At 56.9% G+C, this 25,958-nt stretch carries 26 protein-coding genes and 1 pseudogene; 13 read left to right on the top strand and 14 right to left on the bottom strand.

From position 1 onward, the window contains the following. Positions 1-124 precede the first annotated feature (124 nt). The 5 genes from arsH to ABIE64_RS02490 all read right to left on the bottom strand — a co-directional run bounded on the left by arsH (position 125) and on the right by ABIE64_RS02490 (position 3,465). Positions 125-838, bottom strand: a complete 714-nt coding sequence (gene arsH / locus ABIE64_RS02510; protein WP_503012839.1) for an arsenical resistance protein ArsH — start codon at positions 836-838, stop codon at positions 125-127. Continuing rightward, positions 831-1,250: an arsenate reductase family protein gene (locus ABIE64_RS02505; protein ID WP_354376542.1), complete on the bottom strand. Its 420-nt coding sequence runs from the start codon at positions 1,248-1,250 to the stop codon at positions 831-833. Before ABIE64_RS02505 ends, arsH begins: the two co-directional genes overlap by 8 nt. 9 nt (positions 1,251-1,259) lie before the next feature. Beyond that, positions 1,260-2,345 carry an ACR3 family arsenite efflux transporter gene (gene arsB, locus ABIE64_RS02500; protein WP_354376541.1) on the bottom strand — a complete coding sequence of 362 codons (1,086 nt, stop codon included), beginning with the start codon at positions 2,343-2,345 and terminating at the stop codon, positions 1,260-1,262. A 42-nt stretch (positions 2,346-2,387) separates the two neighbouring features. Then, entirely contained in the window at positions 2,388-2,714 is a 327-nt protein-coding gene (locus ABIE64_RS02495) for an ArsR/SmtB family transcription factor (RefSeq protein WP_007091426.1), read from the bottom strand. Between the two features lie 112 nt (positions 2,715-2,826). Next, on the bottom strand, positions 2,827-3,465 hold the full coding sequence (locus ABIE64_RS02490) for a VOC family protein (RefSeq protein WP_354376540.1): 639 nt from the start codon (positions 3,463-3,465) through the stop codon (positions 2,827-2,829). A 175-nt stretch (positions 3,466-3,640) separates the two neighbouring features. Between ABIE64_RS02490 and ABIE64_RS02485 the strand changes: the two genes are divergently transcribed. From ABIE64_RS02485 to ABIE64_RS02460, 6 genes are all read left to right on the top strand, one after another. Continuing rightward, entirely contained in the window at positions 3,641-4,288 is a 648-nt protein-coding gene (locus ABIE64_RS02485) for a LysE family translocator (RefSeq protein ID WP_063093802.1), read from the top strand. Positions 4,289-4,325: 37 nt separating this feature from the next. After that, positions 4,326-4,691, top strand: a complete 366-nt coding sequence (locus ABIE64_RS02480) for an ArsR/SmtB family transcription factor (RefSeq protein ID WP_354376539.1) — start codon at positions 4,326-4,328, stop codon at positions 4,689-4,691. Between the two features lie 6 nt (positions 4,692-4,697). Beyond that, positions 4,698-5,150 carry an SRPBCC family protein gene (locus ABIE64_RS02475; protein ID WP_354376538.1) on the top strand — a complete coding sequence of 151 codons (453 nt, stop codon included), beginning with the start codon at positions 4,698-4,700 and terminating at the stop codon, positions 5,148-5,150. A gap of 157 nt (positions 5,151-5,307) precedes the next feature. Then, positions 5,308-6,957 (top strand): MFS transporter, encoded by a 1,650-nt coding sequence (locus ABIE64_RS02470; protein ID WP_063093796.1) that lies wholly within the window; start codon positions 5,308-5,310, stop codon positions 6,955-6,957. 5 nt (positions 6,958-6,962) lie between these two features. Beyond that, the gene (locus tag ABIE64_RS02465) at positions 6,963-7,658 is read left to right on the top strand and encodes a GNAT family N-acetyltransferase (RefSeq protein WP_354376537.1); all 696 of its coding nucleotides are present in this window, start codon (positions 6,963-6,965) and stop codon (positions 7,656-7,658) included. 154 nt (positions 7,659-7,812) lie between these two features. Beyond that, positions 7,813-8,541, top strand: a complete 729-nt coding sequence (locus ABIE64_RS02460; protein WP_354376536.1) for a DUF899 domain-containing protein — start codon at positions 7,813-7,815, stop codon at positions 8,539-8,541. Here ABIE64_RS02460 and ABIE64_RS02455 read toward each other — a convergent pair whose 3' ends face one another. Continuing rightward, positions 8,542-8,871 (bottom strand): hypothetical protein, encoded by a 330-nt coding sequence (locus ABIE64_RS02455; protein WP_354376535.1) that lies wholly within the window; start codon positions 8,869-8,871, stop codon positions 8,542-8,544. It abuts the gene before it with no gap. On the opposite strand from ABIE64_RS02455, the gene ABIE64_RS02450 reads away from it, so the two are divergent. After that, positions 8,860-11,529 carry a DUF2339 domain-containing protein gene (locus ABIE64_RS02450; protein WP_354376534.1) on the top strand — a complete coding sequence of 890 codons (2,670 nt, stop codon included), beginning with the start codon at positions 8,860-8,862 and terminating at the stop codon, positions 11,527-11,529. The genes ABIE64_RS02455 and ABIE64_RS02450 overlap by 12 nt on opposite strands. 156 nt (positions 11,530-11,685) lie before the next feature. Here the strand turns inward: ABIE64_RS02450 and ABIE64_RS02445 are convergent, their stop codons facing one another. The 3 genes and pseudogenes from ABIE64_RS02445 to ABIE64_RS02435 form a co-directional block, all read right to left on the bottom strand. Continuing rightward, complete coding sequence (locus tag ABIE64_RS02445) at positions 11,686-12,486, bottom strand: MetQ/NlpA family ABC transporter substrate-binding protein (protein ID WP_007091435.1); 801 nt, start codon at positions 12,484-12,486, stop codon at positions 11,686-11,688. A 67-nt stretch (positions 12,487-12,553) separates the two neighbouring features. Further along, the gene (locus ABIE64_RS02440) at positions 12,554-13,213 is read right to left on the bottom strand and encodes a methionine ABC transporter permease (protein ID WP_007091436.1); all 660 of its coding nucleotides are present in this window, start codon (positions 13,211-13,213) and stop codon (positions 12,554-12,556) included. Positions 13,214-13,299: 86 nt separating this feature from the next. Next, positions 13,300-14,028: pseudogene (locus ABIE64_RS02435) on the bottom strand (methionine ABC transporter ATP-binding protein); the annotation flags it as partial. A 312-nt stretch (positions 14,029-14,340) separates the two neighbouring features. Here ABIE64_RS02435 and ABIE64_RS02430 point away from each other — a divergent pair. From ABIE64_RS02430 to ABIE64_RS02420, 3 genes are read left to right on the top strand one after another with little or no spacing between them, the layout of a single operon-like run. Further along, complete coding sequence (locus ABIE64_RS02430) at positions 14,341-15,192, top strand: hypothetical protein (protein WP_354376532.1); 852 nt, start codon at positions 14,341-14,343, stop codon at positions 15,190-15,192. Positions 15,193-15,199: 7 nt separating this feature from the next. Beyond that, positions 15,200-17,503 (top strand): protein-arginine deiminase family protein, encoded by a 2,304-nt coding sequence (locus ABIE64_RS02425; protein ID WP_354376531.1) that lies wholly within the window; start codon positions 15,200-15,202, stop codon positions 17,501-17,503. Between the two features lie 30 nt (positions 17,504-17,533). Next, on the top strand, positions 17,534-18,175 hold the full coding sequence (locus ABIE64_RS02420; RefSeq protein ID WP_341363633.1) for a hypothetical protein: 642 nt from the start codon (positions 17,534-17,536) through the stop codon (positions 18,173-18,175). A 12-nt stretch (positions 18,176-18,187) separates the two neighbouring features. Here the strand turns inward: ABIE64_RS02420 and ABIE64_RS02415 are convergent, their stop codons facing one another. Beyond that, complete coding sequence (locus tag ABIE64_RS02415; RefSeq protein WP_354376530.1) at positions 18,188-18,853, bottom strand: TetR/AcrR family transcriptional regulator; 666 nt, start codon at positions 18,851-18,853, stop codon at positions 18,188-18,190. A 240-nt stretch (positions 18,854-19,093) separates the two neighbouring features. Between ABIE64_RS02415 and ABIE64_RS02410 the strand changes: the two genes are divergently transcribed. Together ABIE64_RS02410 and ABIE64_RS02405 are read left to right on the top strand one after the other, a co-directional pair. Continuing rightward, positions 19,094-20,053: a homocysteine S-methyltransferase family protein gene (locus ABIE64_RS02410; RefSeq protein ID WP_354376529.1), complete on the top strand. Its 960-nt coding sequence runs from the start codon at positions 19,094-19,096 to the stop codon at positions 20,051-20,053. Positions 20,054-20,089: 36 nt separating this feature from the next. Beyond that, a complete protein-coding gene (locus tag ABIE64_RS02405) occupies positions 20,090-20,728 on the top strand; it encodes a GNAT family N-acetyltransferase (RefSeq protein WP_354376528.1) in 639 nt (212 codons plus the stop codon). Positions 20,729-20,764: 36 nt separating this feature from the next. Here ABIE64_RS02405 and ABIE64_RS02400 read toward each other — a convergent pair whose 3' ends face one another. Continuing rightward, positions 20,765-21,220: a DNA polymerase III subunit chi gene (locus ABIE64_RS02400; protein WP_063093781.1), complete on the bottom strand. Its 456-nt coding sequence runs from the start codon at positions 21,218-21,220 to the stop codon at positions 20,765-20,767. A gap of 83 nt (positions 21,221-21,303) precedes the next feature. Next, complete coding sequence (locus ABIE64_RS02395) at positions 21,304-22,773, bottom strand: leucyl aminopeptidase (RefSeq protein ID WP_354376527.1); 1,470 nt, start codon at positions 22,771-22,773, stop codon at positions 21,304-21,306. Positions 22,774-23,049: 276 nt separating this feature from the next. Here ABIE64_RS02395 and ABIE64_RS02390 point away from each other — a divergent pair, with 276 nt between their 5' ends. Next, the gene (locus ABIE64_RS02390; RefSeq protein WP_354376526.1) at positions 23,050-24,285 is read left to right on the top strand and encodes an NnrS family protein; all 1,236 of its coding nucleotides are present in this window, start codon (positions 23,050-23,052) and stop codon (positions 24,283-24,285) included. Between the two features lie 6 nt (positions 24,286-24,291). Here the strand turns inward: ABIE64_RS02390 and ABIE64_RS02385 are convergent, their stop codons facing one another. Next, positions 24,292-24,756: a GNAT family N-acetyltransferase gene (locus ABIE64_RS02385; protein ID WP_062958945.1), complete on the bottom strand. Its 465-nt coding sequence runs from the start codon at positions 24,754-24,756 to the stop codon at positions 24,292-24,294. Positions 24,757-24,829: 73 nt separating this feature from the next. Next, positions 24,830-25,948 (bottom strand): AmmeMemoRadiSam system radical SAM enzyme, encoded by a 1,119-nt coding sequence (amrS, locus tag ABIE64_RS02380; RefSeq protein ID WP_354376525.1) that lies wholly within the window; start codon positions 25,946-25,948, stop codon positions 24,830-24,832. Positions 25,949-25,958 lie beyond the last annotated feature (10 nt).

The raw sequence follows: 25,958 nt of genomic DNA, 5'->3' as shown, positions 1-25,958 counted from the left end.
AATAATTCGGTGAGCAACGCATTTAAAGACAAAGCTTTATTCTCAGGCTTCGTCGCGATTTCACCTGCCCTGATCCAGAAAAACGAAAGGCCGCCCGATTATGACAGGGCGGCCTTTGTTCTGTTCAGGTTGCGGAGGGCTGATTGACCCTGGCCGAAAGGGCCGCGTGGCTTTCCACCCGTTCGGAATACCGATCGACAAGGTGATCGCGAATATCGCGGGTTAACAGCGTGAACTTCACCAGTTCTTCCATCACATCGACAATCCGGTCGTAATAGGGGGACGGCTTCATGCGCCCCGCCTCATCAAACTCGTTCCATGCCTTGGCAACCGATGACTGATTGGGAATGGTCAATAACCGCATCCAGCGCCCCAGAATGCGCAACTGATTGACCGTGTTAAAGCTTTGGCTGCCGCCGCACACCTGCATCACGGCCAATGTCTTGCCCTGCGTCGGGCGCACCGCGCCAAGCGAAAGCGGTATCCAGTCGATCTGGCTTTTCATAAGGCCGGTCATCGCCCCATGCCGCTCGGGCGAGGACCACACCATCCCCTCGCACCAGCTTACAAGATCGCGAAGCTCCGCCACTTTGGGATGATCGGCACCGGTTTCGTCGACCAGGGGCAGGCCTGCGGGGTTGAATATCCTGACCTCTGCACCAAACCGGGTCAGGATGCGCGCGGCTTCCTCGGCGGCGAAACGCGAAAAGCTGCGTTCACGAAGCGAGCCATAAAGCACCAATATGCGCGGCGCATGGGTACTGTGTGCCTTGGGGAACAATGCCGCAGCCGGGATCGGTGCGAACTGTTCGTCCTGAATATTGGGGGTATCAGCCAACGCGCGCTCCTTTCTCGTTTAAAATCATTTCGCCGTCTTCCTTGTAAAGCGGCCCGGCCGGCAGGTGATCGAGCAGATCAAGTACCGTTTCGGATGGGCGACACAACCGAACCCCTTTGGGCGATGCCACAATCGGCCGGTTGACCAGAACCGGGTGTGCCAGCATCGCCGCGATCAGGGCATCGTCCGATATCGCGTCATCAAGCAAGCCCAATTCTGCGGCGGGTGATCTGGTCGTGCGCAATGCCGTGCGCGGCGTCAGGTCGGCAGCGGCAAAAAGAGCGATAAGCTGCGGTCGGGTCCAGCCTTCTTTCAGATATTCGATCACCTGATAGGGATCGCCGGATTTCTCGATGATATCGAGGACATTGCGCGATGTGCCGCAATCCGGATTGTGGTGGACAACGATCATGGCAGAACCTTATGAAACCTTGTTTTGTGCTTCGGGGAAATGGGCGCGTGTCCGGTTGGCAAAAGCCACCAGCGACAGCATCACCGGCACCTCGACCAGAACACCCACCACGGTTGCCAATGCCGCCCCGGAATTCAGGCCAAACAGACTGATCGCCACCGCAACCGCCAGTTCGAAAAAGTTTGATGTCCCGATCATCGCGCAGGGGGCAGCCATCCGATGCGGAATACGCAGCAGGAACGCCGCCCCATAGGCCAGCGCGAAAATCCCGTAGCTTTGAATGAGGATCGGCACCGCAATCAGGAAAATCACCAGGGGCTGTCGCAGGATCACATCGCCCTGAAGCCCGAACAGAATGGCGACCGTCGCAATCAGGCCAAGGATCGACCATGGCTTGACCCGGGCGGAAAATCTTTCGATTGCGTCCTTTGATCCCAGGATCCGGCGCGTTAGCAACCCGGCCAGAAGCGGCAGAACCACATAAAGCACGGTTGCCAGAACCAGTGTTTCCCAAGGAACGGCAATGTCGGTCACGCCGAGCAACAATGCGACAATCGGCGCGAATGCCACGACCATGATCAGATCATTGACCGATACCTGCACCAGCGTGTAGGTCGCATCGCCCCGCGTCAGTTGCGACCAGACAAACACCATCGCCGTGCACGGTGCCGCCCCCAGAAGGATCAGACCGGCGACATATTGCGCGGCGTCAGCTGGTGCGATCCAGGGGGCAAAAACATGTTCGAAAAACACCACCGCCAGAAACGCCATGGTGAACGGCTTGATCAGCCAGTTGACCACCAGCGTCACCAGAAGCCCCTTGGGCTGACGGGCCACCCCGGCCACGGCGGCGAAATCAACCCCGACCATCATCGGATAGACCATCGCCCAGATCAGGACGGCGACCACAAGATTGATCGACGCCACCTCGCTTGCGGCAATCGCATCGACAAGCCCCGGGGCAACCACGCCGATCACAACCCCGCCAATCATGGCAAGCCCGACCCAAAGGGTCAGAAACCGTTCGAACACGCCAAGTTTGCCACTATCGGCACTGCAATCGGCACCATTGTTTGCGCGATTATTCTCTGTCATCGGAATTCCCTGTGATCGCTGTGGGCGCTGTGGGCGCTGTGATTATCGGCAGGTTTTGTTCAACATCGGCAGACAGATATCCTCCCGCCCGCCACAACAATCTTCCATCAGAAACACCAGAAGATCGCGCATCGTGCCGATCTCGGCAAAATAGCGGATCGCCCGCCCTTCGCGCACCGACCGAACCAATCCGGCGGTCGACAGGATGTTCAGATTGTTCGAAAGCGTATTGGCGCGAATATCAAGTGCTGCGGCAATATCCCCGGCAATCATGCCTTCCGGTTCCGCCTTGATCAGCAGCCGGAAAATATCAAGCCGAACATCATGCGCCAGCGCCGATAATGCGTTTAAGGTATCTATCTTTTCCATAATTCATGAAATATCGAATTATAAAGATAAGCGCAATGGAAAATATGCGCAAATCACGATCAGGTTCCCGTGACCTGCCCCCACCCCGAACTGGCACAGTTTCAAAACTGGCTCAAGTCAGCTCTTTCAATCCTGTCGGTGTCTTGATCTGCGCCCGATAACGGACGTCGGCCCCCTGAATGATCGCAGGTGGACGATCAATGGAAAGTTCGCGATAGAGTGCCTCGACGAACGCAGGGTCGGGATGCTCCATCCTCATCGAAACAAGGCGCGCGCCCAAATCGGGGATTTCCGCCATTGATGTCGGGTCACCCTGATGATCAATGATCGATGGTGCAGCACCATCCAGCGGTAACGAGCCATCAGCAGGAATGGCAAAGGCAAAAGTCGGGTCCGTTGTCGGCAAAAGCACCTTTTCGCCAAAAATCGCGCCATGGGCTGAAACAACGGTATCAATGGATTTTGTCGCGGCAACCCAGCCCCGCAAACGACGGCCTTCTTCCCAATCCGATCTGATCTTGCGCTGATTATCCAATCCGAACCATCGCGCCCTGCCCGGCGTGATACCGTCCGGGTCCAGCGCCACGATTTCCAGATAGACATTGTTACCAAGCTGAAGCCGGTGATTATGCGTGCCCATATAACCATGACGCGTCCCGAACGGCACATCAAGATCAAGACACGCCCGGACATGCGCCACACCGTCGGCCAGCGTCGGCGCAATAACAGTAATATGGTCAAGTTTCAGCATGCTTGGGGAAAACTCCAATGCCACCCGATGCATGCATTTGATCCAATCTGAAACGAAAAGTAAATGCAACGTCGAACACAGAATCACCCACCATCCTGACATGAGCCTGTCAGGAGCGCCCTGCTAGTTTACCCCTGCCGATCAAGCCGTTCGGCGGATAAATTACGAGCGCCCCATGACATATGCTGAAAATCTCTGGCTGTTCTTTGTTCTGCTGTCGGGCATCATCATTGTGCCCGGCATGGATATGTTTTTCGTGATTGCCAATTCCCTGACCGGGGGCAAACGCGCAGGGTTGTCGGCCACCGCCGGGATCATGCTGGGCGGGGTGTATCACACGCTGCTGGGTGCCATCGGCATCAGCGCCCTTCTGGCCGTTGCACCATGGCTTTTGAATGTCATGCTGTTTGCCGGGGCGGCCTATATGGTCTGGATCGGCATTACGCTGTTGCGCAGCGCCATCACGGTGGAACGCATCCGGGCGGCCAGAACCGCGTCGCTTTGGATCGCGTTTCGCCAGGGCATGATCACCTGCATGCTTAATCCCAAGGCCTATCTGTTCATTTTTGCGGTTTATCCGCAATTCATCCGCCCGCATTACGGGCCGCTTTGGTCGCAGGCGCTGATCATGGGGATCATGACGGCCGCCGTACAGCTTGCGGTTTATGGCGCGCTTGCCCTTGCGGCCGGGACCAGCCGCAACCTGATTACCGGCAATCCGGTGGCAACGATTTTCATCGGGCGGACGGCGGGTTTGCTGTTTATCGGTGTTGCCCTTCTGACCGCGTGGCAGGGGATGGTGACAACCGGGATCAACTTTTGATTGACAGGGCGGTGTGGCCTGATCAATACTTAACTTCATGGTTAAGTATCAAGAAGCCGAACTGAACGACATCTTTGCCGCCCTTGCCGATCCAACCCGCCGTGCGCTTCTGGCCCGGCTGGAGACGGAAGAAAACCTGTCGGTCAGTGAGCTGGCGCGACCGTTTCACGTTTCGTTGCCGGCGGTGATGAAACATCTGGATGTTCTGTCCGATGCCGGGCTGATTGCGCGGCAGAAGACCGGACGGACGGTCAATGTGCGCCTGAATGCCGAACCGATGGAGCACGCCATGGAATGGCTGGCCCGCTATCAGCGCTTCTGGTCGCATAAACTCGATCAGCTTGCCGCCTTCCTTGAACAAGAAGACGACGACGCCACCAAAACCGAAAAGCAGCAGGATTAGGGACTGATGCCCGATACAATACCAGACAAGCCGAGCCTGATGATCCGGCGCCGGATTGCCGCCCCACCGGCAAAGGTTTACGCCGCATGGACCCAGCCCGAAAAACTCGCCAGATGGTGGGGACCAGAAGGTTGCGAGATGATTGATGCCAGCATCGACGCAAAAATCGGCGGCACCTTTCGCATCCGTTTCAAGGAACCGGGGCCCGATGGTGAAATCCACGATGTCAGCGGCACCTATGATGCGGTTGAAACCGATGCAAAGCTGTCCTTTTCCTGGCAATGGATCACAATGCCCGAACGCAAATCGCATGTGACCCTGACCATTATGGCCGAGGATCGCGGGGCGGCGACCATATTAACCCTCCATCACACGCAGTTCTTTGACGAGGCTGCGCGTGATGGACATCAGGAAGGATGGAGCAGCGCCCTCGACAAGCTCGAAGTCTGTTGCACTTAGGGTTGCACCTCTGAATGAATTTGCCCCGATTTCCGTCTTGACCTCAACCACGGTTAAGGTCCCAACATCGCCCCGAATAACAACCGCAGCATAAATTCCGCGATGCCCCAATCCATTGCGGCCTGCGCCACCATAAGAAATACTGGAAACACAAGACATGAGCGCCCCGAATACCCCCGTCGCGTCACCAACCGACGATACCGCCCAGACCGACAACAAGGCCACCCGCCGCGAATGGATCGGCCTTCTGGTGCTGACCCTGCCGTGCCTTCTGATCGCGATGGATATGACGGTTCTGCATCTTGCCGTACCGGCCCTGACCGCAAGCCTTAACCCGACAAGTGACCAGTTGCTGTGGATTGTCGATATCTATGGCTTTTTCATTGCCGGGTCGCTGATCACCATGGGGACACTGGGTGACCGGATCGGTCGGCGCAAATTGCTGATGATCGGCGGTGGCTGCTTTGGCGCGGCCTCCGTGCTGGCGGCCTTTTCCGATACGCCCGAAATGCTGATTTTTGCGCGTGGGGTTCTGGGCATTGCCGGGGCGACGCTTATGCCCTCTACCCTGTCGCTGATCCGTTCGATGTTTCACAATGACAAGGAACGGTCCTTTGCCATTGCCGCATGGATGACAACCTTTATGGTCGGCACGGCTGCCGGGCCGCTTCTGGGCGGACTTGTTCTCAGCTATTTCTGGTGGGGGGCTGTTTTCCTGCTCAATGTGCCCGTGATGGGACTTTTGCTGATTGTTGCTCCGATCCTGCTTCCGGAACACAAGGCCAAAAGCTTTGGCCGGCTTGACCTGTTCAGTGCCGCGCTTTCGCTTGGCTCGGTGCTGGCAATCATTTACGGGGTCAAGGTCGTTGCTGCCTATGGCTTTGGCAGTGATGCCCTTTCTGCCCTTGTCTTTGGCCTGCTGGGTGCATGGGTTTTCATCCGCCGTCAGCGCAAGCTTGCCGATCCGCTGCTGGATCTTGATCTGCTCAAACAGAAGACCATCGCACTTCCCATCGTCATTCAGACCGCGGTGATCTTTGCCGGGATGGCTTATTTCCTGTTCCTGTCCCAGGCCCTGCAACTGGTCATCGGCCTTACCCCGATCCAGGCCGGGCTTTCGATGTTGCCCGCAACTGTCGCCGGTATTGTCGGCTCGATGGGGGCGCCGGTCCTTATGGGCCGGTTCAAACCGGGACAGGTGATGACCGGTGCCCTGATCCTGACCGCGGCTGGCTTTGGCATGCTGTCATGGCCGGGCAGCGTCGTCAGCCTTTATGTCCTAGTGGCTGGTGCGACGATCTTCTCGCTTGGCATTACGCCGGTTGCGATGATCTGTACGGATATGGTGGTGGCATCGGCCCCGTCTGATCGGGCCGGGTCGGCCGCCGCGATGTCGGAAACAAGTGCGGAGCTTGGCGGGGCACTTGGCATTGCCATTCTGGGCAGTGTCGGCACCGCGATCTATCGCGATGTCATGATCGAAGCCGTACCGACCGGCATCGGGAACGAGGCCGCAGACGCCATCCGCAGCACCCTTGGCGGGGCGGTCAATGCGCTGCATGATCTGCCTGCGGCAATATCATCGGATATTTTGCCACTGGCGCGCGCGGCCTTTACGGACGGTTTACAGGTTATTTCGATTATCTGCACAATTTTGATGGTTTTATCGGCGATTGGCACCCTGTTCGCGTTGCGCGATGTGCATTGTGACACAAATAACGATGATGGGACCGATGGGGTAAATGGCGATACCCCTTACGACCCGGCCATCAAACAGGCGGCCTGCGCCACCGGAAATGTGGAGTAATCACAATGCGAAGTCCGGAACTCCTCGCAAGACTTGAAAGCAAGCGTTTCATCCTGCGCGATTTCACGCCCTCGGATCGGGCGGCGTTTGTCGCCTATCAGATGGATGAACGGTATCGCGCCCTTTACGCTACTGCTGATAACGACAGCACGCGCGCCAGCAGCAATGCGCTGTTTGACCGGTTCCTTGCATGGCAGGAAGAACAGCCGCGGCGCAATTTCCAGGTCGGGATTTTTGATAAATCGTCCGGTGATCTTCTGGGCTGTGTCGGCCTGCGTGGCAAGGACCTGCCGGTAGATACCGCGATTTTCGGGATCGAGCTGTCGCCGACCCATTGGGGGCGTTACCGCGCCGCCATCGAGGCCAGCACGATGATGATCGCCTTTGGTTTCCGCGAGCTTGATCTTGCGTCGATCATGGGCGTTACGGCCAGCGACAATAAACGCATTGCCCGTCTGGCTGACTGGTTCGGGGCCGAAGTCGTGGCAGAACGCCATGGGTCGGAAAATTCCCCCGAATTTACCACCGAATGGACCACCGAATGCGGAACCGCAAAGGTCGACTGGTCGCTTAAACGCAATCTCTGGGACCATGGTACACCCGGTGCGTCACGTCGTACCGACAACTTTGCCTATGCCAACTGCAATCACAAAACCGGCACTGCCGCTGAGATGCAAAAACAGGCCTGCGAGGGAATGTAAGTCAGATCCGATTGGACGGACATATTGCCGGTAAAACGGTCTTGCCCCCTGATCGGTGCCTGATGCCTGCCTGAATTGCCCACCCATTTCCCGGACGACACGTAATTGCATTGCCTTTTGATCAGCGCGCCAACCGATCAACAAGGAGAATATGATGAAACGCCCCGAAATCGTCTCTCGTGCGGAATGGCTTGATGCCCGCAAGGCGCATCTTGCAAGGGAAAAGGAACATATGCGTGCCTATGACCGCCTGTGCGAGGAACGCCGTGCCCTGCCATGGGTGCGGGTGGACAAGGATTATGTCTTTGACACGCCCGATGGTCAGAAATCGCTCGCCGATCTGTTTGATGGCCGCAACCAGTTAATCGTCTATCACTTCATGTTTGGCCCCGGCTGGAAAGAGGGCTGTGTCGGTTGTTCGTTTCTGGCCGATCACTTTGACGGTGCCAACCTGCATCTCAAACATCATGACGTGACACTCGCGGTCGTTTCGCGGGCCCCGCTTGCGGAATTTCAGGATTTCAAGAAACGGATGGGCTGGAACTTCCCCTGGTTTTCTTCGGCGGGATCAGATTTCAATTACGATTTCGATGCGTCGTTTCGCCCTGATGACGTCAAGGCCGGCAAGGCGACCTATAACTACGCGCCCTATACCGGCAAGATGGAAGACCTTCACGGCGAAAGCGTCTTTGTCCGTGATCCCGACAGCGGCGAGATTTTCCACACCTATTCCAGTTACGCCCGCGCCGGTGATGCCCTGATCGGGGCGCACGCCTTCCTTGACATGACGCCCTTTGGCCGTAACGAGGACGGGGTGATGGACTGGGTCAAGCTGCATGATCAGTACGAGGAATACCAACCCGTGCATTCCTGCTGTCACTGATCAGGCTGTTCTGACATTTGCTTTACGGGTATTGCCTCCCCCTTGTCGGTGTTGCGGGGCAATACCCATAAATATCCCTCTGCCGCGGCCAAACGGGCGCAATCCTATACACTCCTGTAAAGACAAGACAATTCGCTTTTTCGCGCTATGATGGCGGAAATAATCGCGGATAAAAATCCGCCCCCGCACGAGCAATGCGAAAAAGAGGATTACATGGAGCTGTTTTTCACAGGTGTCTTCAGCCTGACCATATTGGTTGGGGCGATCATGGGCATCATCGCTTTTTTCCGGATACGCGGTTTCAAACAGAAACTGCAAATGCTGGAACAACAGATCGGGCTTTTGAAAGCCGGTCTGCCGGTGCCTCCGGCTCCTTCGGTCACACCTGCTGCGGTGCCACCGGATAAAACGGCAAAAACCGATCTGGTCGATCCGGTCGATCCGGCCAAACCGGCCAGGACCGACACACCCGCCCACCCAGCAAAACCGGCGGCGGTCGCGCCAAGACCACAACGCACCGTGCCGCAAGCAGCCCCCAAACGCGCCATCGGCTTTGAAGAAAAGATCGGCACGCGCTGGGCGGTGTGGATTGGCGGCATCGCGCTGGTGTTTGGCGGCATTTTCCTTGTGCATTATTCCATTGAGGCCGGTTTGCTCAGCCCGCTGGTGCGCATTCTGCTTGCGGCCCTGTTTGCCGCGGCCCTGTTTGGCAGTGGCGAATATCTTCGCCGTCAGCCCGCCCTGCTTGCGGCCAAGACCGGCAATAATGCCGGTTATATTCCGGGCATTCTGACCCTTGCGGGGACAACAACGGCCTTTGCCACGGTTTTTTCGGCCCATATGCTTTATGGCATGATCGGCCCGGCGATGGCCTTTGTCCTGATGGCGCTTGTGGCGCTGGGTACGCTCGCACTTTCGCTTTTGCAGGGGCCATTGGTGGCATCGACCGGGCTTCTGGCCAGTTACATCGTGCCGTTTATGGTGCAGTCGGGTGAACCCGCCCCCTGGGTTCTGGCCTTTTACGGTTTGATCATCACGGCGGGCAGCTATGGGATTGCGCGATTGCGTGGCTGGCACTGGTTTGCCATGACAACCGCGATTGCGGGTTTTGTCTGGGGCCATCTTCTGGCCTTTGCCGCCCCGTCCGATATGGGGGCGTCGCTTGCGGTTTATGATATTGCCATTCTGCTGGCCGCGATTGCGACCTATGCCATTGGCATTTACCCCCGCGATCCTGCCCGCATTCCCGAACGCATCGACTGGAAATCGTCGCTTATGGTCGCCGGGAATGGCTGGCTTGTGATTTATCTGCTTCATCACAGCGGGTTTGATGCGACCGGCACCGCGACCCTGATGATCATGCTGGCCCTGCTGCTGGCGACGGCGGCCCTGTTCCCGGTTCTGGGGCCGGTTGCACTCGGTGCGCCAGTATTGGTACTGATTGGCTATCTGGGTTGGGATATCCGTCTTTCCATCGATCCGCTGCTATATGATCAGCCAATCATCACCGATGCGATTGATAAATTTTCCGTCCTGCCCGATACGCAATCCTTCCTTCTGACCGGGCTTGGGCTTGGCCTGATTCTTGGTCTTGGTGGCTTTGCCGGGGCGGTATTTTCCACCGCCCGCCTGTTTATGGCGGTTGCCGGGGTGTCGGGCCCGATCGGGCTGTTCCTGATTGCGCTCTGGCGTAGTGATATTCTTGATGTCGATATGTTCTTTGGCGGTTTTGCCCTTGCACTGGCGGCAGGGTTCCTTGGTGCCTTAAGCATCATCGACCGCAGAATGCCCGCCACCGCACATGGCCGGGATGGGGCGCTTGCCACCTATACGGTGGGCACCATCGGCATGATAGCCACCGCGATGTTCATCCTGCTGGGGGATGGCTGGCTGCCGCTGGGGCTTGCCGCCCTTGCGGTTGCGACCGTTTGGGTTGGCGGGCGCTGGCCCCTGCCGGGGCTTGCCAAGACGGCGATTGGCATTGCCGGTCTGGTTCTTGTGACGATCTTCTGGCAGCCGACCATTGTTCCCGCTGATCAGCTTGGCACCACACCGGTTTTCAATGCATTGCTGTGGGGCTATGGCGGTCCGGCGATGGCATTCTGGGCCTGCGTCTGGATGCTTCGCCAATCGGGTGATGTGCGCCATCGTCTTGTTTTCGAAGGACTTGCGATTTTCACAAGCCTTGCGACCGGTGCGGTGATCCTGCATCACGCCACCAATCAGGGTATTTTCCATACCGTGCCCGATACCCTGATGGAATGGAGCCTTCAATCCCTTCTGGCGCTTTCGGCGGCAATCGGTTTGCAGCGGCTTGACCGGTCGCTGGCAAGCCCGGTGATGTCCCGGTGCATTCTGGGGCTTGGTTTTGCCGGGTTCTTCATGCTCGGCATGCTGAACCTGCTGTTGCTCAACCCGTTGATGAGTGGCGAGTTTGTCGGCAATGGCCTGTTCTTTAACCTGCTGCTTTCGGCCTATCTGCTGCCCGCGATCCTGACCGGCCTTCTGGCGACCCGGCTTTCGGGGGGCAAACCGGAAAGCTATCGCCGGACGGCGGGGGTTCTGTCGATCCTGCTGGCTTTTTGCTGGATCACCTTTGAAATCCGCCATTTCTTCCACGGCGGTTATATCGGCATGTATCAGCCCTGGACATCGCCGGAACTTTACAGCTATTCCGCGGCGTGGCTGGGCTTTGGGATTGCGCTTTTGGCCTATGGGTTGTGGCGTGGATCGCTGCATGTCCGCATGGCATCGGCGGCCTTTGTCTTTATGGCGGTTGCCAAGGCGTTCCTGTTTGATATGTCGGGCCTTGAAGGCATCTGGCGGGCGCTGTCCTTTATCGGGCTTGGCGTCGTTCTGATCTGTATCGGGTTGTTCTATCAGCGCCTTTTGGCACGCCAAAACGGCACCAGCCCCGAAAACGATCATGAGAACGGGAAAATCGCCGAAAATGCGCCGCCAGAGCCACCAAAAGGAAATCAGGACTAAACCGGTTTTTATGTCTGAGAGGATCAGAAACCGGGTGTCGTACACGATCAGCGATATGGTTGAACCGCGTTAAATCGTGCATATGCCTGCACATAACAAAAGCGCCCGCGCTCTGATCCGAGCGCGGGCGCAATTTTTTATGAATAATCGCGGGGATTATTCAGAAATTTTGAAAACCGGCAGGACCGAGCCTTCATATTTGGTTTCGATGAATTCACGGATCGCATCATCGTGATAGGATTCAACCAGCGTTTTGACCCACGGCGCGTCTTTGTCCTGGGTGCGGGTGACAATCACGTTGGCGTACGGGCTGTCATTGCCTTCAATCGCGATTGAATCCTTGATCGGGTTCAGACCGGCTTCAAGCGCGTAGTTGGTGTTGATCGCCGAGGCATCGAGATCAGCCAGCGAACGCGGAAGCTGTGCCGCATCAAGTTCGACAAATTTGATGTTTTTCGGGTTTTCGATGACATCAAGCGGGCTGACGACAAGGCCAACCGCCGGATCAACCTTGATCAGGCCTTCGGACTGAAGGACCAGAAGCGCACGACCGCCATTGGTCGGGTCGTTCGGAATCCCGACTTCGGCACCGTCTTTAAGCTCGCTCAGATCCTTGATCTTGTCCGAATAGATGCCCATCGGGGTCAGGATGTTATAGCCGACCACCGAAAGGTCATAACCGCGATCCTTGATCTGGTTATCAAGATAGGGCTTGTGCTGGAAGCTGTTGGCCTGAAGGTCGCCATCATCAAGCGCCTGGTTGGGAATGACATAGTCCGAGAAGCTGACGATTTCGATATCAAGGCCCTTTGTCGCCGCCACTTTGACGACTTCTTCCATGACTTCTTCGTGCGCACCGGGGGTAACGCCGATCTTGATTTTCTCGTTCGCCAGTGCCTGCCCGGTCAGGGCGGCGGTCAGAACGGCAGCAGCCGTCAGTTTAAGCAGAAACCGCATGGTAAAACTCCTTGTTTACTGTGGTGTTTTGCGGGAATTCAAAGAAGATAAAGAAACGAAAACGGGTTCAGATATTGCGCTTGTCCGCCTTGCGCGCCATCCAGTCGCCAAGGCTTTGCACCATCTGCACCACCACAATCAGGGTTATGACAACCGCCGCCATCACATCGGGGCGGAAACGCTGATAACCATAGCGAATGCCAAGATCGCCAAGGCCACCGGCACCCACCGCGCCAACCATCGCCGAATACCCGATCAGGGTGACCGCGGTTAAGGTCAGGCCGTGAATGATGCCGGGCAATGCTTCGGGCAGCAGCACCTTGGTCACCACCTGGAACGGGCGGGCGCCCATCGCCTGGGCAGCTTCGACAAGGCCACCATCGACTTCGCGGATCGCACCTTCGATGATACGGGCAATGAACGGAATGGCCGCAACGGTCAGTGGCACGATAGCCGCCGACGTACCAATCGATGTCCCGACAATCAGGCGGGTGAACGGAATGATCGCGACGGCCAGAATGATGAAGGGCACGGATCGGGTCGCATTGACAATCGGACCGATGGATTTCTGAAACAGCGGGGCTTCGAACAGTTCACCCCGGCCAGACGTCGCCAGCAAAACGCCAAGCGGCAGACCAAACGCCGTGCCAAGTGCAAGGGCGGATATCACCATCGCAAAGGTTTCAAGCGTTGCTTGAAGCAGGATCGGTGCAAGTGTTGCAAACATGATTAAGCCTCCTGCCCGGTGGTTGTATCGACAGTCGCGTTCGCAGCCGCATTCGGCCGCGCCGGGTAATCAAGGAATTCATCGGCCAGAAGCGATTGCGTCGTGGCGTGGGTCGGATTGGCGAAAATCGCGTCAACCTTGCCTTCCTCGACAATCACGCCGCCATCCATGACCGCCACGCGGTCGCAAAGCTGTTTGACCACCGCCATTTCATGGGTGATCACCACCATGGTCAGGCCAAGGCGTTTATTGATGTCACGCAGGAGGCTGAGGATCTGGCGGGTGGTTTCCGGGTCAAGGGCGGATGTGACCTCGTCACACAGAACGACCTTGGGATTGCTTGAAAGGGCGCGTGCAATGCCGACACGCTGTTTCTGGCCGCCGGAAAGTTCGGCGGGATAACGGTCGCGTTTGTCTTCTAGCCCGACCAGCGGCAGCAACGGATCAACCGCCGCGGCAATGTCGGCCTTGCTGGCCCCGGCCAGTTCAAGCGGCAGGGCGATATTGTCGTAAACCGTGCGCGATGACAGCAGATTGAAATGCTGGAACACCATGCCAAGTTGACGGCGAAACAGCGGCAGATCGCGTTTCGCCAGTTGCGTGACATCGGTGCCATCAACAATCACGCTGCCCGATGTCGGGACTTCAAGCAGGTTGATGCAACGAATAAGCGTGGATTTTCCCGCACCGGACCGACCGATCACCCCCACGATTTCACCGGCCGCGATATCAAGATCGATGCCGTGCAGCGCGGTATGCGCCGGGCTTCCGCGCCGTGCGGGATAGGTCTTCTGGACGTTCGAGAGCCTGATCATGGATCCCAACCTTTTCCGAACATAAAAAAACCGCCGCGGCGAAACCGAGGCGGTCGTACATGTCGGAGCGTGCACGCCCTCTCGCTTTAGCCGCATTTTTAGCGCGCCCGCAAGCTGAGGAGCAAATCGGCGCGTTCGATATGACATGTATAGCGAACCGGACGTCATTCATCAATCCCCATCAACATGCAATTTACGCATGGCTTGCATGAGATCGAAATAATCAACAGGGAATATTTGTATTAAACCCACCCATCACAAACCCCGCCTGTCGGCGTCATAGGACGTCTTCACCAAAGCGGGACCGGACAAATGGCCTATGCCGACAGGATCAGCGACCTTGCCCGAACACTGGCGCAATACCCGACCAGTGTGACCATTACCGGCACCAGGATCGACATTCGCACCGCCAAGCAGCTTGAAAGCCTGAATGCGCAGATCAGCAACGATCAGAAGCTTGCACGTGATGGCGATGCCCTGATTGCGGCAGGTAGCGGCAAGGACGCCAAGGCATTGTCGCAACGCATTGCCGATGCCGGCCCGCAGGTTGGCAATCTTCTGGCGGCATTTGGCGCACAGGATGCCGAACGGCTCAAGACGCTGAGCATCATGAGCAAACAGAAATTCGATGCGAGTGCTGCCAGCCGCCTTCAGGCCGAGAAACGCTTTGCCGAAGAGGTGGCGAAACTGATGGCGGCAGAGGCCAGCAGCGTTGCCGCCCTGCCAGCTTCGCCCTGTGGCCCGAAACCGCAACCCACACCAACGCCGACACCGTCACCGACGCCAACACCATCCCCGACCCCGTCACCGGTACCATCGCTTGACGATGTCATCGCATCGCTTCCCGGTTATTTGCAGATCACCATTCCCGATGCGGTTGCCCGATATGACGCCGACAGTCTGGCGGTTGCCAGCAAGGCCGCCGGGGATGCCGCGATCAGGCTTGGCGTTAAAACGCCGGACGGGATTACCGATTACGCCACCATACAATTCGCAGGTGGCCCGGACATCACCAGCCAGCCGTGGGCGAGTGCAATCCTGAAGGATGCCGGGCTTGGCACCATCGATGACCGGATTGCCATTCTGAACAACGCGCTTCAGGCACGGCTTCTGTTGGCCGATGCGATGAATGACAGCCCATCACCCGCCCCTACCAGCCGCTGAGGACGTCATGGCAAATTACACCGTCCAGCTTACTGCCCCCGCCGGAGTTTATCCGTTCAACTCGGTACGCATCTCGCTCACCAGCGATGTCCATCCGCAAAAGACACAGGATCTGGTTGTGACACCAAATGTCACGGTTTCGCATGTTTTTGATATTGCGGATAGTACGTGGCGGCTGAAGGTTAGCGGAGCCGGGTTCGTCCCGGTGGACGAGCCGGGTATTGTCGTGAATGGTGATGCCACCAATGCCAAAAATCTTGATGTTGTCTGGTATACGCTTCACACGGACCGCAATCGTGACGGCAATCTGGATGATGCCGGTATCCTTAATCAGGTGACACCACCCGCCATCACATATGGCGCAGGGGGTGTTGGTGCGATCATTCCGGTTAACTGCAACCGCGATGGCAATAACACCGCTGTCGGCTATGCCGACAATCAGGATCAGCGGGTAAACGGTAACAATGACCTGGTGACCGGCACCTCCCGCCTTGAAATCCGGCGAAATGCACTTGGCCCGAATGCAGGTGCCCCTGTTGTACCCGGCGGTTGGGGTTTGGAACTGCGCGTTATCGGGACTGGGGGTGAAAACCCGGCCCGGCAACATTTGCGGATATTCAACGGTATTCTGAATAACAGCACCGAAATCATTGGTCCCGAAACGACGGACATCGCAGCAATTACAACCGGCAATGTCGGCGCTTCCAAACTCTTTGCCCTTGAAGCCGTCCGGTTTGCCGGCACCGGGTTTACCTCTGGTCAAGTCCGCATCGTTTTGCATGTGATCCAGCCCGAGGTCACAGGAGCAGGCAATCCAAGCTATCTTTATGCAGACCGGGTTGTCGCAGCACGGTGGGTCGGCAATCACCATTTGCAAACAGTTGCCCGCATGTATGTCGCCAACGCAAACAATGCACAGTTTCGCGTTGATCTTGGCGCGGCAGCCGGTGCAGACAATCCGGTTATCCCGGTCACGGTAGGCGATCCCGCCGCAGCAACCCCAACAGGTGTTCCTTATCTGAACGGCAATGCATGGGCAAACTATCGCGGGGGCACCGTTCCCGCCGGGGATGACCGCTGGATGCGCGACACCATTGTATCGGGTCACTGTTCATGGCCCGGTAACGGAACAGGTGTTGAAAACAAGGATGTTTTCATGAAGGCCCACCGCTGGCGGCCCCTGCAAAACTGGGTGTATGAGACATTGCTGAATGCAAATGTCGGCATTTCCTATCCGGCAGCGGGAAGCGCAGATGCCATTGCCTCGGCCAATTCGGGTGGAAATATTGCCGTAACCCCACCGGTTCAGAAAACGGCGAATGGCATCGTCACAGCATATCGATACGGCCGGATTTATTACGGCCATAACCGGTATCACAGGGTCGATGCCAGCAGCCGCGACTTCATGGCCGCCCAGAACATGCAAACACCGATCATTCTGGATACGGACTGGCTACTGGTTGGTCATGTCGATGAAATGATGACCTTTGTACCCGACAACAATCCGGCCAGTGCCTTCAAAAAATGGAAGCTTCTGGTGGCAAGCCCGGCAGAGGCATACCGCCTGATGACGGCCGCCCAAGGTGCACATGGTGCCGCAAATGTGCTTAATCGTGCGGCATGGGATGGTGTTCATAATCGTTTTGATTATACCAGCCTGCAGATCAACGGGACCAATGTTGGCGCGACCATCAATGCCTTTCTGGGCAACGGCCCGGCACCCTTGACCAATCCACGCGATCACAGCAATTACACATACAAGCAACTGCGCGACTGGAACATTGGCGGGGTTGAAACAGTTATCGCCAGAAATGTCGCGGTTCTGAAAAATGCATTCGATCTGGTAGATACCGATATCATCAAGGTTCCGGTCATCTTCTTCCCGGAAGGCTATAATCCCGGTGATTTCACCTTTGCAGACAAGGTTTCAGGCTGGACAATCGGGCGGGATAACGGCTTTAACGTCTATCCGGGCAAACAGGGCGGCTTCCAGTGCGGTGCCTTGACCGGTGACATGCCCAATATGTTTGTTGGTAATGACCGCCTGATGATTCCCAAGCCTTTCGGCCCGTGGATCGAGGACAATACAAATCCCAATCACGGATATGATCTTTTTGAACGTGATTTGACCCAGAAAATCGCTGCCATTGTCAATGGCCCCACCTGCGACTTCATTGATGACTGGGATGACTATCACGTTGCACTTGGCGAAATTCACTGTGGCACCAACGAATTGCGCACGCCCTATGACGGTCAGGCGGCGTTTGGCAATGTGCGCTATGCCAACTGGTGGACAGCGGTTGATGCGTGATATCGTGACATATGAAACGGGAGCTTTCCGATGACGGCACAAAGCGACTATCAACAGGCCCTGAAAGATATCGCCGCCCTTGCAACGCAGGAAGCAACCCGCGTGACAGGCCGCCCGGCCCCACAGGCGATTGACCAGATTTTCCGGCAATATGGCGGCACCATCGCCACGCCGATGATCGATGACCTTAAAGCCGGTTCGTGGAAAAAGTGGGAAAGCTGGCAGTTGGGCGGAGCGATTGCCTATCTGTCGAGCTACGGCACATCGGCCGCCGTCGCCCCGTTGCGCGACATCGAACAGAATTACCCGGTGACGGATATTCAGATTCAGGCAAAGGCATTGGCCGATCTTTTGGCAACACTTGACGTTGCCGTGTCCGAGGCCAAGCAAATCCCGCAGGTTCAGGACGCGATCAAAAGTGGTGATGCCGATCAGATGGCACGCGCAATGTTGCTGGGTCTGGCACAAATTGACCCGGACTGGCCGGTGCGCGCATCGGAAATCCAGACAAAGCTGTTTGCCCTGTCGGCGGACAGTTTCCCGGCAATCAATGAAATGGCCGCCGGAAAACTAAGCCAGAATGACGTCACCAAGGCGCTGGTGGAAATCCTGTTTGAGGATGTCATGAGCACTGGTGGTACTGGTGGTAGCGGCAAAACCGGCACGCCTTGAGCCCGTATCAAATCAGACCGGTTGCCGGGTAAACAGCAATTTGACGAAACTGCGTAGCAACATGATCTGATTGGCAAGCATATGCGGGCGACCAAGCGCCTTTGACATCACGATGCCACCTTCCACCACGGTTGAAACCATGTCGGCAAGTTCATCAAGGTCGACCGGCTCGTTGGGCGGATAAACATCAACGATCCGATCCAGAATGGCGCGGAACCGTGTGCGCCAGCCCAGCACCGCCTGCCGGTTCAAAAGCCGGACTTCATTGTCAAACAGCCGTTCCTGATAACAGTAAACCGCGATCAGGCATCCCGGGTGACCCTGCGGCAGATCTTCGACCAGTTCGGCAAGGATTTTAAGCCCGATCAGGAATTGTTGCAGCGGATCATCAACCAGTTCCTGCCCGCGCAAAAACACCTGATCGAGAATCTTTTCATCCTGTTCGATATGACGCAGCAAAAGGGCGCGCGCCAGTTCGTTCTTATCCTTGAAGTGATAGAAAAATCCGCTTTTGGTGATGCCAGCCTCGCAGATGAGCTCCTCGATAGAGGTTGCGCCAAATCCCTTGTTCAGCACAGAGTTTTCGGCAATTTCGAGGATACGGTCGCGGGTGCGCTCACCCTTGCCCTTGGCCTGCTCTGATGCCGCATCGGCGGTCTGATCAATCGTCTGGTTCATCACTTTACCCTACCGGCGGTACAGTTTTCCGTCGCACAGCATAACCCCGAATGCGCCAGAAAGCCGACCAGTTCCGATATTCCATTGTTTTAAAAAGGTTTTCAGTAATTTCAAAAACTGCACCGCATGCTTACTAGAAGCAAAACCCAACCGGGGCGAGACTTCGGCCCCTGCTCTTTCGCTGGTTTGAATAGCGTCCGGGTAGAATTTTTGAAACCCCAAAATGTGAAATTTGAAGTCATGACCGCACACCATTCCCATCTGCCCCCTTTCGCGCCAACCAAATTCATTACCGACGGCGGACTTGAAACCACCCTGATTTTCCATGACGGGATTGATATCCCCTATTTCGCATCATTTGATCTTTTGCAGACACAGGACGGCTACAATCGCGTTGCCAACTATTACGCGCGCTACCTTGAAATTGCACGTAAGGCCAAGGTCGGTTTTGTGCTGGAAAGCCCGACATGGCGCGCCAATAGCGACTGGGGCCTGCGCATGGGTTACAGTGCGGTCGAACTTGCCGACATGAACCACAAGTCGGTCCGGATGATGGCCGATCTGCGCGACCGGTATCAGAGCGCCGAAACCCCGTGCCTGATTAGTGGCTGCATCGGACCACGCGGCGATGGGTATAGCCCGACCGACCGCATGACCACCCAGCAGGCACGCGACTATCACGCGGTTCAGGTGCGCACCTTTGCCGGTACGCCGGTCGATATGGTATCGGCGATCACGATGAATTACCCTGAAGAAGCGATTGGCATCGCCTTGGCCTGCAAGGATGCCGATTTGCCCTGCGTGATTTCCATTACCGTTGAAACCGATGGCCAAATGCCAAGCGGTGACGGCATTGGCGACGTGATTGAAATGGTTGATGCGCAAACCGGTGCCTATCCGGTTTATTACATGATCAATTGCGCCCACCCTGACCATTTCCGCGACAAGCTTGACGGCAACAACGCCTGGAAGAACCGCATTTGTGGTGTTCGGGCCAATGCATCGCGCCAAAGCCATGCGGAACTTGATGCCTGCGAACATCTTGACGACGGCAACCCGGACGAACTGGGGCGGCTTTATTGCGATCTGGCCGAATTGCTGCCGAACCTTGCGGTGATTGGCGGCTGTTGCGGGACCGATCATCGCCATGTCCATGCCATGGCCAAACATGCCCTGCCACGTCTTGTGGCGGCGGGATGATCGCAAAGACAAAGAAAAGGGACACGAGCAATGAATATGAGCTTTAAACCAGCCGCGCGGCCATTGGCACAATCGAACACCGACCGCCCGACACCGCCAATGGATTTACTGCGCGCAAGCGTTAATGATGCCGATGTCATGGCCAAGCTGATCAATATCGCGGGCGAAGGCCTGCCGGTTTATCTGTGGCAGGACATGATCGATGGCGACGAGACCGTCTGGGATGTCGGGCGCCGACGCGCCCGGCGCGACGAAGGCGGATTTTCCTATCGCAATACCACGCTTGCCTTTGGCGAACATCAGGTGATGGGTGCTCTGATTGATTATGCCCAGCCCGATACGTTTGATCCGATTGATCCGACGGAAATACCGGCGATGTTTGTGCCGTTACTTGAACTTGAAAGCCTGGCACCGGGAAGCTGGTACATCAATGTGCTGGCGGTGTTTCCGCCGTTTCGCAATCGCGGGGTCGGATCAGAACTAATCCGGGCGGCCGAACGCAATGCGATCAATGCCGGAAAACAGGCGATCAGCATCATCGCATCAGACGGCAATCCCGGTGCCATCCGTCTTTATGAACGGCACGGTTATACCCAGTGCGCCAAACGCGCGATGGTCAAGGAAGGTTGGGAAAATCCCGGTAAAAACTGGATATTGCTGATCAAGCAGTTCTGATCAGAAGCAGGAGACCAAACAAAAAGCCGGAAGCCCTCAGCTTTCGGCCTTCTTTTCCCACGCCCCTTGCGGGGTCTGCTGCCAGTAAGACAGCTTGTGCCCGGCGTCTTTCCAGTCTTTCCATCGGGTACGTGCCTCGGCCACCGCCTCATGATCGCGGTCGTCAAACAGCATGATGACCCGTTCATAATCGGCGATCTTTTCGCTTATCGCGCGGTCGGTCAGAAACAGGAACTGTGCGCCGTTGGGATTTTCATCCTCGGATGTCAGCCAGACCGGCTGCATTTCCGGATCACCATCAGATTTCGATCCATGGGGCATCCAGCTTGCGGCGTCATAGGTCCAAAGCAGGGTATTGAGCGCCTCGATCCTTTCCTCTGTCCCGGTCATGACGACAGCACGTTTTTCCCGCTCCAATGTCTTGGACAGCAGGGTCGGCAATGCACGTTCCAGCGGGGACGCGGTCAGATGATAGAACCAGATGTCAGCCATGGACGATTTCTATCGCGAACATGAAAACGGGGCAAGGTGATCATCACCCTGCCCCGCAAGTTTCTGGTCAAACTGCCGTGAAATCAGGACTCACAGTTATCGGCCACAAAGCGATCCAGCAGACGCACGCCATAGCCTGTGCCGCCCTTTGGCGTGACTTCGCTATCCTTCGTCGCCCAGGCCATGGCAGCGATATCAAGATGCGCCCACGGGCGATCCTTGGTGATGAAGCGTTGCAGGAACTGGGCCGCCGTGATGGAGCCAGCCGGACGGCCGCCAACGTTTTTCATATCGGCGATGTCGGATTTAAGCTGGCTGTCATAGGCCTTCGACAGCGGCAGACGCCAGACGGTTTCATTGACTGCAAGACCGGCATTGGTGATCTGGGTGGACAATTCATCATTGTTGGAAAACAGCCCGGCATTTTCATGGCCAAGGGCAATGATGATCGCGCCGGTAAGCGTCGCCAGATCGACGATCAGTTTCGGATCATATTTTTCCTGCACATAGGTCAGGGCATCACACAGGACAAGGCGGCCTTCGGCGTCAGTATTGATGACTTCGATGGTCTGCCCCGACATGGAGGTCACAACATCGCCCGGACGCTGTGCGGTGCTTGACGGCATATTTTCAACAAGGCCGATGACGCCGATCACGTTGGCCTTGGCCTTGCGCCCGGCCAGGGCCTTCATCAGGCCGGAAACCACACCGGCCCCGCCCATATCGAATTTCATGTCTTCCATGCCAGCAGCCGGTTTAATCGAAATACCGCCCGTATCAAAGGTCACACCCTTGCCAACAAACGCGACCGGTGCGTCTTTTTTCTTGCCACCGTTCCAGCGCATGACAACCATATAGGGCTTGTGCGCCGAACCTTGCGAGACGCCCAGAAGTGCGCCCATGCCAAGCTTTTTCATTTCCTTTTCGTCAAGCACGTCAATCTCGATACCGAGCTTTTCAAGCGCGCTGACTTCTTTCATGAAGCTTTCGGGATACAGCACATTGGCCGGTTCAGACACCAGATCGCGGGTGAAGAATACGCCTTCGATAACCTTTTTGGCACTGTCGAACTGTTTTTTGGCGTCCTTATGATCGCGGGCGGCAATCGCAATGGATTTCAGGACCGGTTTATCTTCCTTGGTTTCGGTGGTGCGGTATTTATCGAAACGATAATCGCGCAGCATCGCACCGGTGGCGAAATCACAGGCCATGCCTTCCATGTCAAACAGGACGGTCACATCCTTCTCGCCGGTCGAAAGGGCGCGCACGGTGACATTGCCGCCAAGTTTCTGGGCGGCGATCACGTCAAATTCGGCTTCCTTGCCAATCCCGAACACGATGATGCGTGAAAGATCGGTATTGGCCGGTGCCAGAAGCTGCAGGCTTTGCCCTGCTTTCCCCTTGAAGGTCGATCCCTTGATCGCCTTGGCAAGTGCGCCGCCGGTTGCTTCGTCCAGCGCCACGGCACTTGGCATCAGATCACCGCCATCGGTGGCAAAGGCGATCACAGCGCCCGAGGTCGGGATGGCGAGATCGGAGAACGTGATCTTCATGAGAAAAAGGCTCCTGTCATGTTTCGGGCATATGTGGTGTCTGCACCGGCAATCCCGCCGATGCTTGAATGCTTTCCCTAATCTAGCGCGTTAAATGGCGAAGAAAAGGCTTATTGCTCAAAAACCTGCGGGATTTTACCGATATGACAGGCCCATGACGACCGACCAAGTGTTTCCACGGTGATTTTGGCCGATTGCTCAATGTCAAGGCAGGCGCACAATCGCGGCCTATGATGGAACTGTTCCAACTTAGTCCCCTGCTTGTTTGACGGTGCCATGATGAATGCGAAAACCACGCCGATCTCGATATCCGAACCCGCCCCCGCACCGCACCCATTCTGGAGTGGCGCGTTTCGCCCGATGTTTCTGTTTGCCGGGCTGATTGCGGTGGTGGCCGTGGTCTGGTGGGTGGCGGGGATGGCGCATGGCGTACCGACGCCGTCGCTTGGCACGCCGTCGCTTTGGCACGGGCATGAAATGATTTTCGGCTTTGGCGGGGCGGCGATTGGCGGGTTCCTGCTGACCGCGATTGCCAACTGGACGGGGCGGCCCGGCGTTGCGGGCGGATTGCTGATGGTGCTTGCCGCGTGCTGGCTTATCGCGCGGCTGGCGGTTGGCTTTGGCGAGGCATTGCCGCCCGCCTTGACCATCATTGGCGGGCTTGGTTATTTCATCGCCCTTATCGTGATTGCCGGGCGGGAGCTTGTGCTGGGTCGGAATTATCGCAACCTTAAAATCCTTGGTATTCTGGGGCCGATTACCGCCTTTGACGGGATGTTTATTGCAAGCGCACTTGGCCTGATCGCGCTTGATGCAATGGTGATTTATCAAAGCGCAATTTTGCTGATCGTGCTTCTGATCGCGCTGATTGGCGGGCGGATCATCCCGGCCTTTACACGCAACTGGCTGCAACGCGAACGGCCGGATGCCACGATGCCGGTGATGTTTACGCGCTTTGACGGCGTGTGCCTTGCCGCCCTTGCCATCACCATCGTAATCGGGATGGTGGATACGGATGGCGTCATCTTTGGCGTGGCGTTGCTGATCACCGCCACCTTGCACGGGTTTCGCATGGCGCGCTGGCGCGGGCACCTGACGCTGCGCGATCCGTTGGTGGCGATGTTGCATTTCGCCTATTTCTGGGTGCCTGCCGGATTGGCGGCGTTTGGCATCGCCCATATCTGGCCGGACGTGATTGCGGCGCGTGATGCCCTGCACGGGCTTACCGGCGGGGCGATGGCCTGCATGATCATCGCGATTGGCGGGCGGGCAGCCCTTGGCCATACCGGGCGGGAATTGCGCGCAAGCCGGGCCTTGAATGCGGCATTCGGGTTGGTGTGGATGTCGACCGTGCTGCGGCTTCTGGTCGGGCAGTTCCCGGATGCTTACCTTCCGGTTCTGGCGGCGGCGACCCTGTGCTGGCTGGTCGGGTGGCTGGCGTTTCTGATTGGCTATGCGCCGATCCTGATCGGGCCAAGCCAGAAGAAAACGCGCGGCATTCCGGTAAAGTGAACGGCGTTAACCAAAATCAAACAGCGACAGGGTCGGGTTGGATTTGATGTATTCAACCTGCCCCTTATCCGCATCCCCGGTGCAGTGCCAGCCGTGGCTTTCGTAAAAGCCATGCGCGCGGATTTTGGGATCGGCATCGGTGGTCAGCGATATGTCGTTGCAGCCTTGGGCAAACAGCCATTCCTCGGCCACACGCAAAAGTGCCCTGCCCACCCCGCGACCTTCGAAATCGGGATCAACAAACAGCGCCCATAATGTTGCCTCGTGCGGGATGGCAATGGCAAAGCCCGCCGCCGCCCCATCCAGGTCGGCCACCCACATGCCATAGCCATCAGCAATCCATTTGCCAAAGGCGGCCTTGGTGATGCCGCGTTCGGCCAGTTGATCGACGGACAGATGGTTTTCGCGCACCCGGCTTCGGATGGCGAAAATGGCACTGACGTCAGAGGTACTGGCTTTGCGGATTTTCATGGGGTGATTTTGGGTCCAAACGAAACTAGCGGCAATTTAGCCTGCTTTGCCCGAAATGGAAGCAAAAACGCCGTCAGGATGGTGGTGCCGAACCCGCGGTTGGCGCGGCCAGACGCACCGGCTGGCGCTTTGGCCCCCATGTGCCGGGACGGGGTTGGAACACACCCGCACAATGGGTGCCGCAATGGGTGCAGGCCCCCTGCGCATCAAGGTTCCAGTCCGATAACTGATACCAGTCCCGCCCGATCAGGATATGCCCGCAATGATGGCAAAAGGTGCTTGATCCCGCCTTGTCATGGACATTGCCGACATAAGCATACCGAATGCCGTTTTTCATCGCGATCTCGCGCGCCCGGATCAGGGTCGCGGGCGGGGTGCGCGGATGATCCATCATTTTCCAGTCGGGATGAAAGGCGGTGAAATGCATTGGCACATCGGGGCCAAGTTCATCATGTACCCATGACGTCATTTCATCAAATTCCGCGTCGCTGTCATTCTCGCCCGGGATCACCAGATTGGTCAGTTCAAACCACACACCGGTTTCATGTTTAAGGTATTTCAGGGTTTCCAGAACATCGGCCAGATGGGCGGAACAAAGCTTGTGATAGAAATCCTCGGTAAAGCCCTTGAGGTCGACATTGGCCGCGTCCATATGGCGGAAAAATTCCTCGCGGGCTTTATCGCCAATATATCCCGCCGTGACAGCGACGGTGCGAATGCCCATTTCGCGGCAGGCCTGCGCAACATCAACGGCATATTCCAGAAAGATCACCGGATCATTATAGGTGAATGCCACCGCCGAGCAGCCATATTCCTTTGCCGTTCTGGCGATCATTTCAGGTGTCGCAAGCGATCCCAGCCTGTCCATTTCACGCGCCTTGGAAATCTCGTAATTCTGACAGAACTTGCAGGTCAGATTGCAGCCCGCCGTGCCAAATGACAGGATCGGGGTGCCAGGCAGGAAATGGTTAAGCGGCTTTTTCTCGATCGGATCAATGCAAAAGCCCGATGACCGCCCCCATGTGGTCAAAACCACCTGATCACCTTCCCGCGCCCGGACAAAGCACAAGCCCCGCTGCCCGTCCTTCAGCTTGCAAAAGCGCGGGCAGACATCACACTGGATACGGCCATCATCAAGATGGTGCCAGTAGCGTCCGGGGACGGTTCCTATTTGCGGGGTCGTGACATTCATGGCGCTTTGG

The organism is Thalassospira sp. MBR-102, from assembly GCF_040549275.1.
Lineage (GTDB): Bacteria > Pseudomonadota > Alphaproteobacteria > Rhodospirillales > Thalassospiraceae > Thalassospira > Thalassospira xiamenensis.
The sequence above is the reverse complement of the archived record's forward strand: the minus strand, read 5'-3'. Positions and strand labels throughout refer to the sequence as shown.

Bases quoted from the DNA above. Each gene is read 5' to 3' on its own strand.
- ABIE64_RS02505 (WP_354376542.1), bottom strand. From the start codon at position 1,250: ATGATCGTTGTCCACCACAATCCGGATTGCGGCACATCGCGCAATGTC.
- arsB (WP_354376541.1), bottom strand. From the start codon at position 2,345: ATGACAGAGAATAATCGCGCAAACAATGGTGCCGATTGCAGTGCCGAT.
- ABIE64_RS02495 (WP_007091426.1), bottom strand. From the start codon at position 2,714: ATGGAAAAGATAGATACCTTAAACGCATTATCGGCGCTGGCGCATGAT.
- ABIE64_RS02490 (WP_354376540.1), bottom strand. From the start codon at position 3,465: ATGCTGAAACTTGACCATATTACTGTTATTGCGCCGACGCTGGCCGAC.
- ABIE64_RS02485 (WP_063093802.1), top strand. From the start codon at position 3,641: ATGACATATGCTGAAAATCTCTGGCTGTTCTTTGTTCTGCTGTCGGGC.
- ABIE64_RS02480 (WP_354376539.1), top strand. From the start codon at position 4,326: ATGGTTAAGTATCAAGAAGCCGAACTGAACGACATCTTTGCCGCCCTT.
- ABIE64_RS02475 (WP_354376538.1), top strand. From the start codon at position 4,698: ATGCCCGATACAATACCAGACAAGCCGAGCCTGATGATCCGGCGCCGG.
- ABIE64_RS02470 (WP_063093796.1), top strand. From the start codon at position 5,308: ATGAGCGCCCCGAATACCCCCGTCGCGTCACCAACCGACGATACCGCC.
- ABIE64_RS02465 (WP_354376537.1), top strand. From the start codon at position 6,963: ATGCGAAGTCCGGAACTCCTCGCAAGACTTGAAAGCAAGCGTTTCATC.
- ABIE64_RS02460 (WP_354376536.1), top strand. From the start codon at position 7,813: ATGAAACGCCCCGAAATCGTCTCTCGTGCGGAATGGCTTGATGCCCGC.
- ABIE64_RS02450 (WP_354376534.1), top strand. From the start codon at position 8,860: ATGCTGGAACAACAGATCGGGCTTTTGAAAGCCGGTCTGCCGGTGCCT.
- ABIE64_RS02445 (WP_007091435.1), bottom strand. From the start codon at position 12,486: ATGCGGTTTCTGCTTAAACTGACGGCTGCTGCCGTTCTGACCGCCGCC.
- ABIE64_RS02440 (WP_007091436.1), bottom strand. From the start codon at position 13,213: ATGTTTGCAACACTTGCACCGATCCTGCTTCAAGCAACGCTTGAAACC.
- ABIE64_RS02430 (WP_354376532.1), top strand. From the start codon at position 14,341: ATGGCCTATGCCGACAGGATCAGCGACCTTGCCCGAACACTGGCGCAA.
- ABIE64_RS02425 (WP_354376531.1), top strand. From the start codon at position 15,200: ATGGCAAATTACACCGTCCAGCTTACTGCCCCCGCCGGAGTTTATCCG.
- ABIE64_RS02420 (WP_341363633.1), top strand. From the start codon at position 17,534: ATGACGGCACAAAGCGACTATCAACAGGCCCTGAAAGATATCGCCGCC.
- ABIE64_RS02415 (WP_354376530.1), bottom strand. From the start codon at position 18,853: ATGAACCAGACGATTGATCAGACCGCCGATGCGGCATCAGAGCAGGCC.
- ABIE64_RS02410 (WP_354376529.1), top strand. From the start codon at position 19,094: ATGACCGCACACCATTCCCATCTGCCCCCTTTCGCGCCAACCAAATTC.
- ABIE64_RS02405 (WP_354376528.1), top strand. From the start codon at position 20,090: ATGAGCTTTAAACCAGCCGCGCGGCCATTGGCACAATCGAACACCGAC.
- ABIE64_RS02400 (WP_063093781.1), bottom strand. From the start codon at position 21,220: ATGGCTGACATCTGGTTCTATCATCTGACCGCGTCCCCGCTGGAACGT.
- ABIE64_RS02395 (WP_354376527.1), bottom strand. From the start codon at position 22,773: ATGAAGATCACGTTCTCCGATCTCGCCATCCCGACCTCGGGCGCTGTG.
- ABIE64_RS02390 (WP_354376526.1), top strand. From the start codon at position 23,050: ATGATGAATGCGAAAACCACGCCGATCTCGATATCCGAACCCGCCCCC.
- ABIE64_RS02385 (WP_062958945.1), bottom strand. From the start codon at position 24,756: ATGAAAATCCGCAAAGCCAGTACCTCTGACGTCAGTGCCATTTTCGCC.
- amrS (WP_354376525.1), bottom strand. From the start codon at position 25,948: ATGAATGTCACGACCCCGCAAATAGGAACCGTCCCCGGACGCTACTGG.